The sequence below is a fragment of the Bacillus mycoides genome, assembly GCF_000832605.1.
In the GTDB taxonomy this organism is placed as follows: Bacteria; Bacillota; Bacilli; order Bacillales; family Bacillaceae_G; genus Bacillus_A; species Bacillus_A mycoides.
Genome location: NZ_CP009692.1, coordinates 2,702,544 through 2,719,858 on the forward strand (window position 1 = coordinate 2,702,544; position 17,315 = coordinate 2,719,858).

Here is a 17,315-nt window from a genome sequence, read left to right on the forward strand (position 1 = left end):
ATAATTATAATTATAACCCCGTCCCAAATTTAGAACGGGGTTAAATTTGTTCCTGCTATAAAGCCGTACCTTTCCCGCGCTCTACTTTAAACCGAACTTCAAAAGTATCCGCTGTAATTTCATCAGCTTTCGGCAAAGCCCTTAATTTCGGATGAAGTAGCCATACGAGAGAAATAAATAAAATACCGATGCTAGCGAGCGCGAAAATGAGTTGGCTACTAAATACATTTGCGGTGTATCCACCAATTAAAGAACCGAACGGCATAGCAATTTTCCCCATACTTCCTATGACTGTATTGATGCGTCCGATATATTGATTTGGAATTACAATTTGACTAATTGTCGCGAATAATATGTTGGTCGCACCAATTGGAATCCAAGCTAGGCCGAATAAGATAATAGAGAGCCATTGAAACGGTACAATCGTAGAGAGAAACCAAAAGATAGCGCCAGTCGCAAAGCCAATAATAGAGACACGGCCAACGTTACGTTTGCCAACCCATGAACTGAATAATGCACCGATGAGACTACCTGCTGATATAGCAGCTAAGAAGAAGCCATATGATTTCACGCCTCCTAAAGAATCAGCGAAAGAAGGGAGTATTGCCATTGTCATACCAATTGAAAAATTAGCGACTACTGAACCGATTAAGAATACGCCCATTAATGAACGAAAGACGATGGAAAAACCTTCTTTTAAATCAGAGAAATATTGTTTAGTTGAAAGTGATGTATTGGTTTCTGCTTGCTGTGGCATTTTCAATGAAAAGAACAAAAGGGCAGTAATCGCGAATGTAAAAGAGTCGATTACGTATAAAGTGATTGCGCCAAGTAGTGCTACTAATATGCCAGAAAGAGTCGTACAAATTAAGTCAATGCCTTGATAAGCAAATGAAAAGAGAGAGTTTCCTTTTAATAATTGTGTTTTATGCAGTAGAAGTGGTAAAGCTTTCGATTGTGCGGGATAGGCAAATTGTTCGATAAAGGCTACGATGGGCATGATGATGAGTAGTAGTTGGACTGTTAGTAGGTCGAAGTAGTGTGTAATGGGAATGATTAAAATAAGAATGCATTGCAAAATTTGTGTAATGACGAGGGTGTTTTTGATTGACCATCTATCAACGAATGGACCGGTAAGAAATTGAAGTGTAGAAGGTAATAACGTAAGAAAACCAGCCAATCCAGAATAAAAAGGATTACCACTCAGCTTGTATACGAGCCACATCGCGGCTACATAATACAAGCTATCTCCTATGTTTGTAAAAATTCTCCCTAAAAACATTAAGAGGAAATTCCGGTTTTTCAATATGTCCATTTAATCTACTCCTTTATAATAAATTTATTCGGTAAAATAAATTTGACCGTTTATCCCGCATTAACGGGCAGTAAGACCCCCATCTCAAAATTCAGCGGAAGCAAAGAAGTTAGGTGGGGGGATCAACTGCCCGTAAAAGCCCGATTGGTTCAACTAATAATCAGTGGGGGATGAACAAAACCCCCCCACTGATTAAAGTTTCACTTTATGTAAAAAAAATCGTATTATGATTTTTCTTCTTTTTTAACAAAGCGCTGCATTGCTCGCTCGTCGATTTGAAGTGCAGTAGTAGAAATGTAATAAGATTTACTATTTGGATCTTTATCCGCGTCTTTTGTGATTTCGTTTAATTCAGCCATTAATTCATGAAACTTTTTCACCCACACTTGAAATTGTTCTGGCGTAGCATCAAATTCCCAGCAGGATGAAACATAATTCCAATCAGCTGGGTCTTCGCTTACTTTTCGTAATGTAAAAGCTTCTTCTGGCGCAGCGAGAATATGGCTTTTCGTCATTTCCGTCATTTGTAAAAAGATTTGGCGACTTGATTCGCTTAATATTTCTAAATGAGGTAATAGGTTCGCGGCAGGGGTGAAGCCTTTAGCGACAGATTGATAAAACTTTTGAACGATGCCATTCTTTTCTTCTGTATACACAATTTCTATAAAACCATTCTTTTCTAATTCTTTTAAATGATAATGAATTTTCGCCCTTGGAATGCCGAATTTCTCAGATAGTAGTTGTCCTGTATAAGGACGTTCACATAGACGCATCATCATTTCGACACGTAGTGGATCGCTTATTGCTTTTAGTTGGCTATAAGTAGTTAGTGTTAACATGGGCTTCAAATGATCAACTCCTCAAATTAAATTACTCGGTCAAGATTATTTGACTGAATTGTATCAAGGATTTTAATTGTTTTCAATACTTTCTGAAAATTTAATTTTCATTCTGTAATCTTCCGTTCATATTCCGTTCATATTTCTTTTTTATGATAAGTGCATAGAAAGTAATAGGAAGGAGCGAGCGAAATGTTTTTAGCTCTGCGTGAATTAAAACAATCAAAATTAAGATACGGATTAATCGGACTTATTATGGTGTTATTATCATTTTTAGTCCTTGTAATTTCAGGATTAGCAAATGGATTATCATATGATAATGCTTCATCGATTCAAAATATGGAAGCAAATAAGTTTGTATTAGCAGATGATGCAGAAAATAAATTACTTCGTTCACAAATTAAGAAAGATGATGTAGATAACGTAGTAAATCAAGTAGGCGAGAAAGAGGCCGTTCCGTTTCGTGTGAAAGTTTCAACGTATGAAAAGAAAGATAGTTCGAAAAAAGTTGATGTCGCTATTTTCTCAAGTGAACGTGATTCATTTTTAGAACCGAAAATTGTAAAAGGTGAGAAATTAGGTACAGCAAACAACGAAATGGTTGCTGATGAATCAATTAAAGAAAAAGGAATTGATATTGGGGATACAATTATTGATCCTGTTTCAAAGAAAGAATTTAAAATTGTTGGATTTACGAAAGATCAAATGTTTAGCCATACACCAGTCGTTTATGTAAATGAAGACGTATGGGGTGCTATTTCACAACCAAACCAAAAAGATTATAGTGCAATTGCGCTTAATACAGATAAAGAAATTAAAAATGCACATGTTATCGACAAAAAAGAAGTATTACAAAGTATTCCAGGATTTAAAGAAGAGCAAGGAACATTAACGATGATCATTGCATTCTTACTTGTTATCGCTGCGTTACTAATCGGTGTATTCTTCTACGTCATTACACTGCAAAAAACACAGCAATTAGGTGTACTAAAAGCAATTGGAACGAAAAATTCTTATTTAGCAAATAGCTTAGTCGTACAGGCGTTATTCTTATCAGTCGTTGCGATGGTAATCAGTATTGTTCTTGTACAAGGATTAGAACAGATTTTACCAGCGGGTATGCCGTTCTTATTAACAACACCGATGATTGCACAATATGCAGCAATCTTTATCGTAATTAGTATTTTAGGAACACTTATTTCGTTATACCAAGTATTAAAAGTTGATGCATTAGAAGCAATTGGAGGCGGGATGTAATGACTTCATTATTAAAATTAGACAAAGTAAATAAAGTGTACGGAGAAGGGAATACGGAAGTAACAGCCCTTCATCCGATGTCGCTTGATGTGAAAGCTGGAGAATTTATCGGAATCGTCGGTCCTTCTGGATCAGGGAAAAGTACGTTATTATCAATCGCGGGTGCTTTACTATCACCGTCAAAAGGGGATATTTACATTCGCGAGCAAAATATTACGAAGTTATCAGAAAAGGAAATGACAGACATTCGTTTGAAAAAAATCGGCTTCATTTTCCAATTCGCAAACCTTGTTCCATATTTAAATGTAAAAGAACAATTGCTTTACATTGCAAAGCTAAAAAAAGAAAACAAACAAGAATCTGAAAAGCGTGCGGATCACTTGCTAGCAGCATTTGGATTATCTGAAAGAAAAGCTCATTATCCAAATCAACTATCGGGCGGGGAAAAACAAAGGGTAGCAATCACTCGTGCTTTCATGAACAACCCAGATTTAATATTAGCGGATGAACCAACTGCAAGCTTAGACTCAAAACGCGCACGTGAAGTCGTGGAAATGATGAAACGTGAAGTGAAAGAAAGTCAAAAAGCAGCAATTATGATTACGCATGATGAAAGAATGCTTGATGTATGTGATCGTATATTGACACTTAGAGATGGACAGTTAATATAAAGAAAAAAGGCCAACCGTACATATATGTGCAGTTGGCCTTTGTATGATTATTTTAAAATAGATATAATGGCTTTATTTTGAGAATAACGTTTTAATTTTATTTCGTGTTACTAATAAAAGTCCACCTAAGACAGATAACATTCCTAAAGGCACGTTACTTGATTGCTCACTACCAGCGTTAGGCAGTTCTCTAGCACTGTTTTTCGCTGGAACAGTAGTATTGTTATTGTCTGTTTGCGTTTGTTTCGATTGTGATACTTCATTAATTTTGTTATCTACATTTTGCTTTGTTGTATGTAACTCAGCTAATTTGTCATCAATTTTTTTCTCAGTATGTTTAAAATCGTTTATTTTAATATCTAAGTCTTGCTTTTTCTTTGTTAAATCATCTGAAACAGTTTGTTTCGCTTGTTTCATTTCGTTTATTTTATTTAGTAAATCTTGTCTAGCTTCTTGTAATTCAGCTAGTTTGTTTTTTACATCTTGTTTAGCTAGTTCTAAGTTAGCGGAAAGACTATCTAAATTGCCTTTAATTTTCTTAAGCTCCTCTAACGTGTTCCCAGTATTCGGCTTATTTTCTTTTAGCTCAGCAAGTTTGTCCTCAGCAGTTTGTTTCGCTTTCTTTAACTCAGCTAATTTGTCATCTACCAGTTTTTTTACTTCCTTAAGTTCATTAACCTTCTGATCGATGTTCTCTTTATGTTGCTTAATTTCATTCACTTTTTCATCGACAGTTTGTTTATGTTCTTTAATCTCAGTAACCTTATTATCGATATTTTGCTTATGTTCTTTAATTTCAGCAACTTTATCATCTACTTGTTTTTTATGCTCTTTAATTTCCGCGATTTTATCCTCGGCAATTTGTTTGTCTTGCTGAAGTTTTGCATCTAACTCTTGTTTATGTTGTTTAATTTCGTTAATTTTTTCATCAGCAACTTGTTTACGCTCATGTAGTTCATTAACCTTTGTGTCAACATTTTCCTTAACTTGGTTAAGTTCATTTAATGTTTGATCCACATTTTCTTTGTGCTGCTGTAATTTCGCATCTAACTCTTGTCTATGTTGCTTAATTTCAGCTAAGCGATCTCCCGTACTTTGCTGGGGAGTAGCTTCATTTACTTCTGCATGAGTAGGGGTAGATCCCGCAATCATTGCTAAAGCTAGTGTAGAAGCAGCGATTGTTTGTTTTGTTTTCATATTTTTGTACCTCTTTCCTATGAGTGAACTCTATTGTGTAAAATTGAGCATATAGAAGTAGATTATTTTATCATTATATACCATGTTCGGTGCTTAGAGGAAGTATTTGCATAATAATCTATGATTATGTAATTTTTAAATTCGCTTATTTATTTCATAGAGTAGGGGAGTTGATTAGCTTTTGGGTGTTCCCTCAAGGTTGAAAGCTAGTCTTGCAAAAAATACGAAGGAGTGTGATGTTGTCCTAACTCAAATGAACTAAAAAATATTCTGTTTAGAAAGGGAGCGGCAATGCTATCGTTATTGAAATATATTATGAAAATGTTCCTGGTGAAAAGGAGGTTTAGAACAAATATTAATAATAAAAGGGTAGGAAACATATACCCTTTATAGTTAAATACAGCCTTTCATAATCTATGTTGAATCAATTGGAAGATTCATGGAAAAGTGTTATGGTTTATTTGGGAGCTGCACATTATTTATGTTCAGTAAAAAAGGGGGATTAAAGTGGGGGCTAAAATTTTTAACGGCAGGCATATAGCCAATAGCAAGGATCAAGAATTTGTTGTTTTTATTATTGGTATGCGTATTAATAACCTATTAAAATTTTGGAAGTGGATACCAGTTTTTAATGCTATGGGACCTATGATTAAAGAATTATATCAAAATCCACAATGGGGTTTCTTACATACAGAATTCTTATTTAGTTGGAGAAAAGTAATCTTAATTCAATACTGGAAGGGATTCGACGAATTAGTAAACTATGCTCACGGAAAAAATCATTCATATGCTTGGAAATCCTACAATAATAAGATTAAAGATAATGGGAGTGTCGGTGTTTTTCACGAAACCTATCAAATAGAAAAAGGTGCTTCTGAAGCAATCTATGTTAATATGCCAAAAACAGGTTTATCTAGAGCTACCGAACACATACCGGTATCTCAAGATACTAATACTGCTCAAAAAAGAATGAATAAATAATTCGGAAAATTGCGTATATAATTTCGATGTTCCTGCCGGAGAATATACAAAGTGTCGGAGTGTTAGCAGGCTGAAAACTTGACAAAAAAACTTATTTATGCTATAATTTACCAATATAAAAATAAAGTGTATAATAGGGTTCTCCTGGCCAGGGGAACCCTATTTTTGTTGTGAAAATGAAGGAGTGTATGTGCATGAAACAAGGTGAAGCAAGTGTAACGTCGTTAGTATCAGCTTTCGGAAGGGCGTATCATAGTGAATTTGATAGTTCTAAAATCTTTGATGATTATGTAGCTAAAGATCTTATTTCACAAAAAGAACGTAATGATATTGAAACGAACATGGTTCAAGGAATACATTTTTTCAATAAAGACATTGCACAGCAGTTTCAAGACAATCCGAAAGGAATTTTAAAATGGATTACACAAGTTCAATTATCACCAACACCTTTGGCACGCGCGGCATATTGTGAAAGAGTGCTATTACATGAAATTGCATTAGGTGCAAAGCAATACGTCATACTCGGTGCGGGCTTAGACACATTTAGTTTTAGACATAGAGAGTTAGAGAATAAAATAGAAATATTTGAAGTGGATCATCCTTCTACGCAGCGTTTTAAGGTGGAAAGAGTGAAAGAAGCAGGGCTTGAAATTCCAAGTAATCTTCATTTTGTTTCGATAGATTTTACAAAAGAATTTCCTTATGAAAAGTTACGTAATGAAGGATTTGAAAATACAAAAACTTTCTTTAGCCTTTTAGGTGTTACGTATTATTTAACGAAAGAGGAACTTTCCAGTTTAATAGAATATTTATTCGAGATAGTTCCAGCAGGAAGTTCTATCGTTTTCGATTATCCCGATGAAAACTTATTTACGGAAAAAGGATTATCCAATCGAGTTGAAAATATGATAAAGATGGCTGAGATAGGCGGAGAGCCGATGAAATCGTGTTTTTCTTATACCGAAATGGAAGCACTGTTAGAGAAGGTGGGCTTACTCATTTATGAGCACTTATCACCAGAGGATATTAATAAATTATATTTTGAGGGACGAAACGATTATTTAGAAGCTTTTGAGACGGTGCATTATGTACATGCGGTGAAGAAGTAGAGAATTAGTAGGCATGGGGAGAAATCTCTGTGTCTTTTTTGGGGGGAAAAAGGAAATAGGGGATAGTGGTAGGAAGTATAATAATATGTATTATATATGAATATCTGTTTTGTAGAAACTAAAGGAAAGGGGAAATAAAAGATGTTGAAATTACAAGGAAAATACAATGAAGCGAAAGTATTTACTACTAACGTAGAAGAAACAGCAGCAGGTCAAATTATTGATCTTTGTAACCAAGAATTCGTAAAGGATAGCAAGATTCGTATTATGCCAGATACACATGCGGGCGCAGGTTGTACTATTGGGACAACAATGACAATTCAGGATAAAATCGTTCCTAATCTAGTTGGGGTTAACTAATTCGGCTCCAACTTTAAAAAACTCGCTCAATTGCTGGAAACCCTAACGTAAAGGCGAGGGCAATCAGCAGCCAGAGGCTATAGTGATATAGTCAAATGGTTCAGAGACTTGCACATTGTTAGCAGACATTCGTGCAGAATTATTCCGTAATCTCTACCTTTAATTATATGGTTGATGTAGGAGGTGTTATTATAATTTTACACTATATATAGTCGAAGGAGTATAACGAAATGGCAAATAGAAAAGTTCATAATGATGGATTAACACCAAAGCAAAGATATTTCAAAAAGGTCTACGATGAAGCTCCAATGATCGAGTGTGTATGTGGTTGTGGTGAAATGATTAAATCCAAAGATAAGTATGGCAGAGATAAAAAATATATTAATGGACATAACGGTCGTAAATATACTACTCCTAATCAATACAAACTCGAATGGAATTATCGTCATAGAGAACAAAGATATGCTTATAGGAAAAAGAGAGCGTATGAAATAAGAGTCAACTTCATTAACAAATTAGGTGGTAAATGCATTAAGTGCGGTTTGGAACATGATGGTATGAATACACCTGCCTTTGATTTTCATCATGTAGATCCAAACTCTAAAAATTTTAACGTAAATATGAATTCAATCAATCATTATAGCTTGTCAAAACTTGAAGAAGAAGTGAATAAGTGCGAATTAATTTGTGCTAATTGCCACCGAATCCATCATTGGCAAGAACAATTTGATTTTATGGAATAGTTAATACGGCGAGCCTATGGTAGAAGCTGCTTACTTCAATGACCGTAGAGAAGGTATAGTCCACTCTTTCAGGAAACTGGGAGATAAGTACGATATTGGTTGTGGCATGGAAGTTGTTATGATTAATAAGAAGAAAGAGGAAATCAACTTCGATCATTTAGACGAAACGATTCGTCAATTTGTCCCAAGTGGTTTTCGTATTCGAGATAAGGAACATAGATTTTCAAAAATGATTGATTTTGATAGTGTAAGAGCTCCATTCACATTACAACGTGCTCAAAAGAGTATTGGTACGCTTGGTGGGGGAAATCATTTTGTCGAACTGAATGAGGATGATAAGGGGAATGTATTCATTGTCATTCATAGTGGTTCTCGTAATTTAGGTAAACAAATAGCAGAGTATTATCAAAACCTTGCTTATGAGCAACTTATCAACGTTAAATCTATTAAAGAGGAAATCATTGAACGTTTAACAAAAGAAGGCAGACAAAAAGAAATACATGAAGCTATACGCGGGATTAAGAAACCGACGATTCGCAAAGAGTTAGCTTATTTAGAAGGACAAGGATCTAAAGATTACATGAATGATATGAAAATCGCTCAAAAATATGCGGAGTTAAATCGTAAAGCAATGATGGATGAAATCGTCACTAGAATGGATTGGAAAGTAATAGATCAATTCACTACAATTCATAACTACATCGATATGGAAAATATGATTTTACGAAAAGGTGCTATTTCAGCTCAGAAAGATGAACGAGTAATCATTCCAATTAACATGAGAGACGGTTCAATCATTGCATTGGGTAAAGGAAATGCAGATTGGAACTTTTCTGGACCACATGGAGCGGGGCGCATTATGAGCCGTAAGAAAGCTAAAGAATTACTTAACTTAGAGGATTTTCAAAATACAATGAAATCAGTTTGGACTACATCTGTTGCAGAAAGTACTTTAGATGAAGCTCCAATGGTATATAAGCCAATAGATGAAATTGTTGAGAATACAAAAGAAACAATTGATATCAAACATATTATTAAGCCGATTTACAATTTTAAGGCTAATTAAAAGATGAGTAACCTGTATTGTAATGAAATATAGTATTGGAAAGTGGTCAGTATATTACTATTGGGAGTAGAGTAGGAGGATTATGAAAAATAATGTAAATGTTTATATAGGGGTAGCAGCGCATGCCCATCAACTTAAAAAATATATACCCCCAAAAAAGAAAAAAAGAGCTGAATTCTCAAAATAACTAACTATAGAGAAAGAAAATCTTCATTTAGGGGTTACTTTAAAACCTTAGATTGGTGGATACGGGATGGTACTCAGTATTGTAAAGAATGCTCTAATAAGTTATTATAGGTTTGTATAAATTGGTCGGTTGACCAAATAAAAAATAAGATGGTGAAATACAATGTCTAGTCCAAAAAAAACAGCTACTCGGGATCAAATACTAATGGCTACGTTTGAATGCTTAGCTGAAAAAGGTACAACCGCTATTACATTACGAGATATTGCTACAAAAGCGGGAATTACTTTAAGTTTAATTCACTATTATTTTCCAACAAAGGAGGGTTTATTAGTTAACGCTACCTCTTATGTCATGCAAAAACAAATTAAAGAAATTCAGAAGGAACTCTCAAACATACAAGATTTTTCAGAGAAATTGAAAAATCTTATATTTGTAGTACATCACCAATTCAAAAATTCTGAATGGAGAAAGGTGTATTTTACTTTATTAGCGGCAGCAGCTTGGTCACCGAAAATTATGGAAGAAATTCAAGTTCTACAGAACCAATTGATAGACATAATTCAAGAATATGTTCAAACTTCCAATGTAGAAATCATTGACTTAGCAGCATTTTCAAGGGCCTTATTGGCTTCAGTGAATGGATTAGCATTACAAGTTATGCATGGGGCTTCAGAGGAACAAATTGCTCCGGCATATGCGATTATAGAAAAAGCATTTATATCAGAATTTGCCCTCCAAAAGAAGCAATGAGTGATTACTAAACTCTATAATCCCGAGATAATTCATGTGCCAATCCATTATTCCATGAGACCAAATGGAATGTAGGATTGTAGAACATTATAAAGTGAGGTTACAGCATGACCGCATATGGATCATTTTATTTTTTCGCTATAGTGGGGATTTTATTGATACCTACTATCATAGCTGGATTAAGAGGTAAAATGTTGCGCAAATATAATGCTGTCTTAACGCTAATTATGCTTGCTATTATCTTCTCGGATAAACCAAATCAAGCAATGATGTTAGCAGTATTTATTATTTGGCAATATGTCCTTATTAAAGGCTATTTACTACTAAGAAAACAAAATAATAATACATTCATGTTTTACATGGCTGTTATTTTGTCGATTTTGCCACTGATTTTGGCAAAAATCGCACCATTTGTACCTGAATTAAAACTCATTGTTTTTACTGGTATATCTTATGTAACATTCAGGGCAGTACAAATGGTATTTGAAATTCGCGATGGCTTAATTAAAGAATGCTCATTTTTTAATTTCTGGGAATTCATTTTGTTCTTCCCTGCCATTTCGACCGGACCTATCGATCGGTATCGCAGGTTCCAAAAAGATATTCAAAAACCACCAAGTGCTGAAGAATATCAAAATCTACTATACATGGGTATTAACCGTATTTTTCAAGGTTTTCTGTATAAATTTATACTTGCTTACTTAATAAAAGAAAATATTATGGATGCAACAATAGCTCACCAAAACACAATTTTATCAAATATGATTTATATGTATAGCTATAGTTTATATCTATTTTTTGACTTCGCAGGTTATAGCTCATTCGTAATCGGTGTCAGTTATATGATGGGTATTAAAACACCAGAAAACTTTAATAAACCGTTTATCAGTCGTAATATTAAAGATTTCTGGAATCGTTGGCATATGAGCTTATCATTCTGGCTCCGTGATTTTATTTACATGCGCTTTGTCTTTTTTGCCACAAAGAAAAAGCTCATAAAAAATCGCTATATGATTTCATATATTGGCGTCTTTTTGAACTTTTTTATCATGGGAATTTGGCATATTACAGGTCATCATATTGCTCAATATATGATTTATGCTCTATATCATATTGCTCTGTTTATTTTATTTGATATTTTCGAACGAAAAAACAAGAAGTATAAATTTTGGCCCAACAATACGTTCATGCATGTCCTTGCAATTGTGATTACATTCCATTTCGTATGTTTCGGTTTCCTAATTTTCTCTGGTCACCTAAATAATTATTTTTAATAAGTAATTTCTTTTCTTGTAACTAAGAAGTTACTAATAATACATTTCAGATATAAAGGAGATTTTTTTAATGGTAGAATTCAAAAATCAAGTATTAGATATTTTAGAAGAAGTATGTGAAAATGATATTGTAAAAGAAAATCCTGATGTGCAATTATTTGAAGAAGGTATCCTTGATTCTTTTGCTACAGTATCTTTACTAGTAGAATTCCAAGAACGTCTAAATATTGAAGTGTCTATTTCTGATTTCGATCGTGATGAGTGGGCAACACCAAATATGATTATTAAGAAGTTGGAAGATATCCGATGAAAAAGCAACCTTGGGTCAGATGCTCCTAGCATTGGACCTTTTTGTGATCCTGGTATAAAAAATCTATAAAACTTGGACATTTTGATTCTCTCACAATCTTTGGGTTCATCCGCATGCCCATCAAGTTAAAAATATTCACTATGCCCAAGTATAAAAAAACGTTATTCTTTCTAAACAAGATTATTAGAAAGGATGACGTTTTTTATGAATTTTTCGATTCAAGGTGAACTACAATTATTTGTTGAAGAATTATATCAACATCTTACTCCTTCATTTTTAGAAAAACTTGCTAGAGAAATAGCTTTTGTACAACGAAAGCGTAAGTTTTCAGGTCATGATTTAGCTACTATTTGTGTCTGGATAAGTCAGCGGGTAGCGAGTGATTCTTTAGTACGACTGTGTAGTCAACTTCATGCTGTTACAGGAACTCTTATGAGTCCAGAAGGACTTAATAAGCGATTCAATAAAAAAGCTGTTTGCTTTTTAAAACATATTTTCTCTACATTATTAAAAAATAAAATTTGTGAAACATCAGTGATTCCAGGCTCTTCAATCTCTTATTTTCAACGAATTCGTATTTTAGATGCAACGGATTTTCCAAGTGCCAAAACACTTAGCTAGTGTGTATCCTGGATCAGGTGGTTGTGCACAAACAGCGGGTATAAAAATTCAGTTAGAATATGATTTACATAGTGGCCAATTTTTAAATTTCCAAGTGGAACCAGGGAAAAATAATGATAAAACTTTTGGAACAGAGTGCTTAGCTACATTACGTCCTGGAGATCTATGTATTCGGGATTTAGGCTATTATTCACTGGATGATTTAGATCAAATGGACCAACGTGGCGTGTATTATATATCACGGCTTAAATTAAACAATATGGTGTATATCAAAAATGGATTTCCTGAATATTTTCGAAATGGGACAGTAAAAAAACAGTCTCAGTACACCAAAGTTGATTTAGAACACATTATGAATACCTTAAAACCAGGGCAGGTCTATGAAATAAAAGATGCTTATATTGGAAAGGATAAAAAACTATTCACTCGGGTGATTATGTATCGATTAACAGAAAAACAACTGCGTGAGCGTATGAAAAAACAAGTGTATACGGAAAGTAAAAAAGGTATTACGTATTCAGAAAAAAGCAAACGATTAGCTGGCATGAACATATATTTTACCAATACACAATTTTTATTCTCTCCGTTGGCAAATTGAAATCATATTTAAAACTTGGAAATCACTTTTTCAAATTCATCATTGCCAAAATATCAAACAAGAGCGATTAGAATGCCATGTTTATGGAAAACTCATTGCCATTTTTCTATGTTCTTCTACTATGTTTAAAATGCGACAATTAATTTTACAAAAGAAACAAAAGGAATTAAGCGAATATAAAGCTATTGGAATGATTAAAGATCATTTATACATCTTGTATCAAGCTACGCAACTAAACACCCAAGAAATAACAAAGATTCTTATTCGGCTGTTCCACCTCCTACAGAAGAATGGACGGAAATCTCACAGATACGAAAAGAAAACAGTCTTTGATATTATGGGGGTTGTCTATGAGTATAATGAGGTGACCCGGCAAAAGAAAGATGCATAATTTTTGAAATTAGGCCGATTGAGGTTTATTTAGCATGCTCATTTTTAAGGATACACAGTATTTTAAGGGTTTTTCCGTTCATATGAACGAAAGTTCATTTTGTTTTGGTTCTTAAGTTGATGGGCATGGGGTAGCAGCGGCTATAAGCATTTTTATCCTTTCTATAATTTTCCTTTATTTTAATCCTTACAGTAATCAAATCACTGTGAATTTTCTGCGTGAAGTATAAAAAACAGCCATTCCTTAGTGAAACGGCTGTTTTCGTAATTCAATAAAAGCTCTCAGATTGCGGTAGATATTTTTAAATATTATTTTGTTTTTTTTGACTTGATTATAATAAAAGATGGACTTCGCGATTCGTTTATTAAATCTGGCATTATCTCTATCCCTGCCAAAGTTGATTGTGGCTCGATTATTTTATCCAGCGAAAGCCCGTGTTCAATCAAAGTATTTATTAATGTGGCAACAGTTCTATGATAAATAACCACACTATCGTCAACAAACCAGTTGTGTACTCTGATTCCTTCTTCTTGATAATTATCTAATGCCCAGTGTGATGTATTACCATCCTCAGTTTTTATCCAATGGTTGCTTCCTTTGCGAGCTGTTGCTATTGGATGTTCGGTTGAAAAGATAAATTCACCACTGCTTTTTAATAGTTCATTAATCTTTTGAATCATTGCCGAGTAATCTTTAATGTAATGTATAGAGAGGGAACTTATAATCAGGTCGAACTTTTGATTGGTTAGTCCCATATCCTCCATAGGAAGACACATAAATTCTATGTTATCATCCTGATTTAACTTTTTAGCACGTTCAATCATATTTTTGGATATGTCTACACCTATTACGTTTTTTGCACCATTTTCTATACAATACTTTGAAAAATGACCATCACCGCAACCCAAGTCTAATACCGATTTTCCTTTCAAACACAGAATTAATGATTTGATTGCTGGCTGTTCTATGAAGTCATTAGCGTTTATTCCACTTTCACGCAATGCTGTGTAGTTTTTGAAGAAATTCGGATTATCGTAAATATTTTGTTTCACTTACATCACTCCTCAGATAAGGTTTTCATAGATTAAGCTGACTTCTGTTTCCAAATTATCATACTAACCATAAAAATTTTGTCATCCTTTTATTATAGTAATGGTTTTTAGGAAGATATCTCGAACTCAATACTTTCACAATCCTGCCCGTTTGCTGAATAATCTGCTGTAAATACTATACCGTATTAAGAAAATTAACCTTTATTTTAATTATAAGCAACAATCTTTACGAAAAGAGCCTTTTATTTTTTATTAAGCTATTGAAACGATAGTGAAGGGACGAGAGCGTAATGAAGCGAGAACTATCGAAATTAGCGGATGTACTAGTCAATCATTCGACTAAAGTGCAGCCTGGTGATCATGTGTTAATTCAAAGTGTTACTGAAATAGATCCCGCAGTAGTTCGTGAAATTATTAAGTCTGTGGAAAAAGCAGGGGGATATGCGCATGTATCAATGCGTGATGTTTCTGTTACAAGGCAATTAATTCTATCAGGATCTGAAGAACAATTTAAGTTATTTGCAGATTGGGAATGTTATCGCTTAAGTAAGATGCAAGTATATATTAATCTCCGTAGCCCTAGAAATGCATATGAATTAGCAGATGTACCATCAGAAAAAATGAAATTATATCAAAAGATATTTGGAAAAGCTCATAGTGAAGCAGTGTATAAAACAAGATGGGTGACAACAAGAATCCCGAGTGCGGCGTCTGCGCAAGAAGCGAATATGAGCACTGAGGCCTATGAAAAATTTTATTATGATGTATGTACGTTAGATTACAATAAAATGTCGAAAGCAATGAATCCGTTAAAAGAATTAATGGAAAAGACAAAGCAAGTTAGGATTATTGGAGAAGGTACGGATTTGAAGTTTTCAATTGAAGGAATTGGCGTTTTAAAAGGAGATGGAACGGATAATATACCTGATGGTGAAGTGTATACAGCACCTGTCAAAGATTCAGTAAATGGAGTAATAACATTTAACACAGTATCCGTTCAACAAGGTTATGCGTTTCAAAATATAAAGTTACATATGAAACAGGGGAAAATAATAGATGCATATGCAAATGATACAGAGCGAATGAATCGAATTCTTGATACGGATGAGGGAGCAAGATATATTGGAGAATTTGCACTAGCGTTTAATCCTTATATATTACACCCGATGAATAATACGTTATTTGATGAAAAAATAAATGGTAGTTTTCATCTAGCAATTGGAGATTCGTTACAAGGTGCAGACAATGGGAATAAATCAGCGATACATTGGGATTTAGTAAACATTCAAAGACCGGAGTATGGCGGGGGTGAAGTTTGGTTCGATGATGTACTAATTAGAAAAGATGGGCGTTTTATTTTACAAGAGTTGTTCGGATTAAATGAAGAGAATTTAAAAAGGTAAAGTGCTTTATTGAAATTGTGTAAAGGAGATTAAAACCCGCCATAACAAACTAAAAAATTCATTGTATAAAGTTACATTTATTTAATGTAAATGATAGCTAGATTGGCGCGGCTCGGTAATTGTTGAGTGAAATAAGCCAAAATCTCTTGAAAAACACTTGATTTTTTACTACATCAATCTTTACAATCCCTCCATATAATGTGAATAGAACTAGCACTTATTTAGAAGCCTTTGAAACAGTGCATTATGTACATGCGGTGAAGAAGTAGAGGATTAGTAGGCATGGGGAGAAATCTCTGTGTATTTTTTTATGCGTATTTTTAATTTTAAAAACAATTTGTAAAAAATATTTTACAAATTGCAAGAAATAAATTACGATTATCTCAAGAGGTGTTACTATTGTTACATAATAAAATTGTAGTTTGTCGAGCAGAAAAAGGTTGGACTCAAGAAGAACTGGCAACAAGAGTGGGAGTTAGTCGTCAAACTATCGCTACTCTTGAAAAGAATAAATATAACCCTTCTCTAATTCTTGCCTTTAAAATCGCAAATGCATTTGAAAAGCCGTTAACCGATGTATTTGATTATCTAGAGGAGTGATACATATATTGTTGTTAAAAATTTTATTATTTGTTTTATTAGTGATAAGTAAGATGTATGTAATAAAATTTCAATCAAGTGATGAAGCAAATGACGAAAGAGGAAGAGAAATTCTATATAAAACAAATAATGTTTTGTATAATATTCTATATTTAGGTATCATTTCTATTATTGTTTTACAATTAATTGATATTATTCCTTTGAAATTTCTACCTGATTTGTTGTTATATTTTGCGCTTTCATTAAGTGTGTTAGGCAGTATTTTTATATTTATCAATAGAAACAGGAAAAATTACTAATATGTATTAAGTATTTTATCTTGTTCTGTTAGGAAATTGAACAACATGTTTCTTTAAAAAGTGAAATTTCTATTTTAAACATGAAGGAATATAGTTAAACTAATAGCTGTGTTTATTTAAGTAGGCTACATAAAATAATTAATCTTCTTCATAAAAAATTAAGGAATCCAAAATAAAACCCACACATTTTAATCAAAATATGTGGGTTTCTTCTTTTTATAAAATAAATATTTGCAGCAATACTTTGGTCAAATTTTAATTAAAACTAAAATTCACCTTTTCTATTATAAAT

Annotated in this window: 17 protein-coding genes and 1 pseudogene; 14 read left to right on the forward strand and 4 right to left on the reverse strand. The window is 33.5% G+C overall.

All coding sequences use genetic code 11. The features are described from left to right. Positions 1–55 precede the first annotated feature (55 nt). Positions 56–1,315: an MFS transporter gene (locus BG05_RS15870; RefSeq protein WP_033734131.1), complete on the reverse strand. Its 1,260-nt coding sequence runs from the start codon at positions 1,313–1,315 to the stop codon at positions 56–58. Positions 1,316–1,539: 224 nt separating this feature from the next. Beyond that, positions 1,540–2,163, reverse strand: a complete 624-nt coding sequence (locus BG05_RS15875; protein ID WP_033734133.1) for an ArsR/SmtB family transcription factor — start codon at positions 2,161–2,163, stop codon at positions 1,540–1,542. A gap of 183 nt (positions 2,164–2,346) precedes the next feature. On the opposite strand from BG05_RS15875, the gene BG05_RS15880 reads away from it, so the two are divergent. After that, positions 2,347–3,411, forward strand: coding sequence for an ABC transporter permease (locus BG05_RS15880; protein WP_000477760.1), 1,065 nt, complete (start codon positions 2,347–2,349; stop codon positions 3,409–3,411). Continuing rightward, a complete protein-coding gene (locus BG05_RS15885) occupies positions 3,411–4,082 on the forward strand; it encodes an ABC transporter ATP-binding protein (protein ID WP_003190362.1) in 672 nt (223 codons plus the stop codon). The genes BG05_RS15880 and BG05_RS15885 overlap by 1 nt, the downstream gene beginning before the upstream one ends. A 72-nt stretch (positions 4,083–4,154) precedes the next feature. Here BG05_RS15885 and BG05_RS15890 read toward each other — a convergent pair whose 3' ends face one another. After that, complete coding sequence (locus BG05_RS15890) at positions 4,155–5,279, reverse strand: LPXTG cell wall anchor domain-containing protein (protein ID WP_003190364.1); 1,125 nt, start codon at positions 5,277–5,279, stop codon at positions 4,155–4,157. A gap of 507 nt (positions 5,280–5,786) precedes the next feature. Between BG05_RS15890 and BG05_RS15895 the strand changes: the two genes are divergently transcribed. The 9 genes and pseudogenes from BG05_RS15895 (at position 5,787) to BG05_RS15935 (ending at position 13,669) form a co-directional block, all read left to right on the forward strand. Beyond that, positions 5,787–6,260 carry a DUF4188 domain-containing protein gene (locus BG05_RS15895; protein ID WP_002128099.1) on the forward strand — a complete coding sequence of 158 codons (474 nt, stop codon included), beginning with the start codon at positions 5,787–5,789 and terminating at the stop codon, positions 6,258–6,260. A gap of 188 nt (positions 6,261–6,448) precedes the next feature. Further along, positions 6,449–7,369: a class I SAM-dependent methyltransferase gene (locus tag BG05_RS15900; protein WP_078206917.1), complete on the forward strand. Its 921-nt coding sequence runs from the start codon at positions 6,449–6,451 to the stop codon at positions 7,367–7,369. Between the two features lie 141 nt (positions 7,370–7,510). Further along, a complete protein-coding gene (locus tag BG05_RS15905; RefSeq protein WP_002110694.1) occupies positions 7,511–7,729 on the forward strand; it encodes an RtcB family protein in 219 nt (72 codons plus the stop codon). Positions 7,730–7,959: 230 nt separating this feature from the next. Further along, positions 7,960–8,472: a hypothetical protein gene (locus tag BG05_RS15910; RefSeq protein WP_002128096.1), complete on the forward strand. Its 513-nt coding sequence runs from the start codon at positions 7,960–7,962 to the stop codon at positions 8,470–8,472. 106 nt (positions 8,473–8,578) lie between these two features. Beyond that, entirely contained in the window at positions 8,579–9,538 is a 960-nt protein-coding gene (locus BG05_RS15915; protein ID WP_033708066.1) for an RtcB family protein, read from the forward strand. A 349-nt stretch (positions 9,539–9,887) separates the two neighbouring features. Then, positions 9,888–10,475, forward strand: coding sequence for a TetR/AcrR family transcriptional regulator (locus BG05_RS15920; RefSeq protein ID WP_002128093.1), 588 nt, complete (start codon positions 9,888–9,890; stop codon positions 10,473–10,475). Between the two features lie 107 nt (positions 10,476–10,582). Then, positions 10,583–11,749 (forward strand): D-alanyl-lipoteichoic acid biosynthesis protein DltB, encoded by a 1,167-nt coding sequence (gene dltB, locus BG05_RS15925; RefSeq protein WP_002128092.1) that lies wholly within the window; start codon positions 10,583–10,585, stop codon positions 11,747–11,749. 70 nt (positions 11,750–11,819) lie between these two features. Further along, positions 11,820–12,059: a D-alanine--poly(phosphoribitol) ligase subunit DltC gene (dltC, locus tag BG05_RS15930; RefSeq protein ID WP_002128090.1), complete on the forward strand. Its 240-nt coding sequence runs from the start codon at positions 11,820–11,822 to the stop codon at positions 12,057–12,059. Positions 12,060–12,263: 204 nt separating this feature from the next. Continuing rightward, positions 12,264–13,669 (forward strand): annotated as a pseudogene (locus BG05_RS15935) (IS4 family transposase). Between the two features lie 308 nt (positions 13,670–13,977). On the opposite strand, the gene BG05_RS15940 reads toward BG05_RS15935, so the two are convergent. Beyond that, the gene (locus BG05_RS15940) at positions 13,978–14,721 is read right to left on the reverse strand and encodes a class I SAM-dependent methyltransferase (RefSeq protein ID WP_003190381.1); all 744 of its coding nucleotides are present in this window, start codon (positions 14,719–14,721) and stop codon (positions 13,978–13,980) included. Between the two features lie 290 nt (positions 14,722–15,011). Here BG05_RS15940 and BG05_RS15945 point away from each other — a divergent pair, with 290 nt between their 5' ends. The 3 genes from BG05_RS15945 to BG05_RS15955 all read left to right on the forward strand — a co-directional run bounded on the left by BG05_RS15945 (position 15,012) and on the right by BG05_RS15955 (position 17,023). Next, a complete protein-coding gene (locus tag BG05_RS15945) occupies positions 15,012–16,124 on the forward strand; it encodes an aminopeptidase (protein WP_002128085.1) in 1,113 nt (370 codons plus the stop codon). Positions 16,125–16,523: 399 nt separating this feature from the next. Beyond that, on the forward strand, positions 16,524–16,724 hold the full coding sequence (locus BG05_RS15950; protein WP_000903048.1) for a helix-turn-helix transcriptional regulator: 201 nt from the start codon (positions 16,524–16,526) through the stop codon (positions 16,722–16,724). A gap of 5 nt (positions 16,725–16,729) precedes the next feature. Next, positions 16,730–17,023, forward strand: a complete 294-nt coding sequence (locus BG05_RS15955; RefSeq protein ID WP_033708202.1) for a hypothetical protein — start codon at positions 16,730–16,732, stop codon at positions 17,021–17,023. The last annotated feature ends 292 nt before the right edge of the window (positions 17,024–17,315 follow it).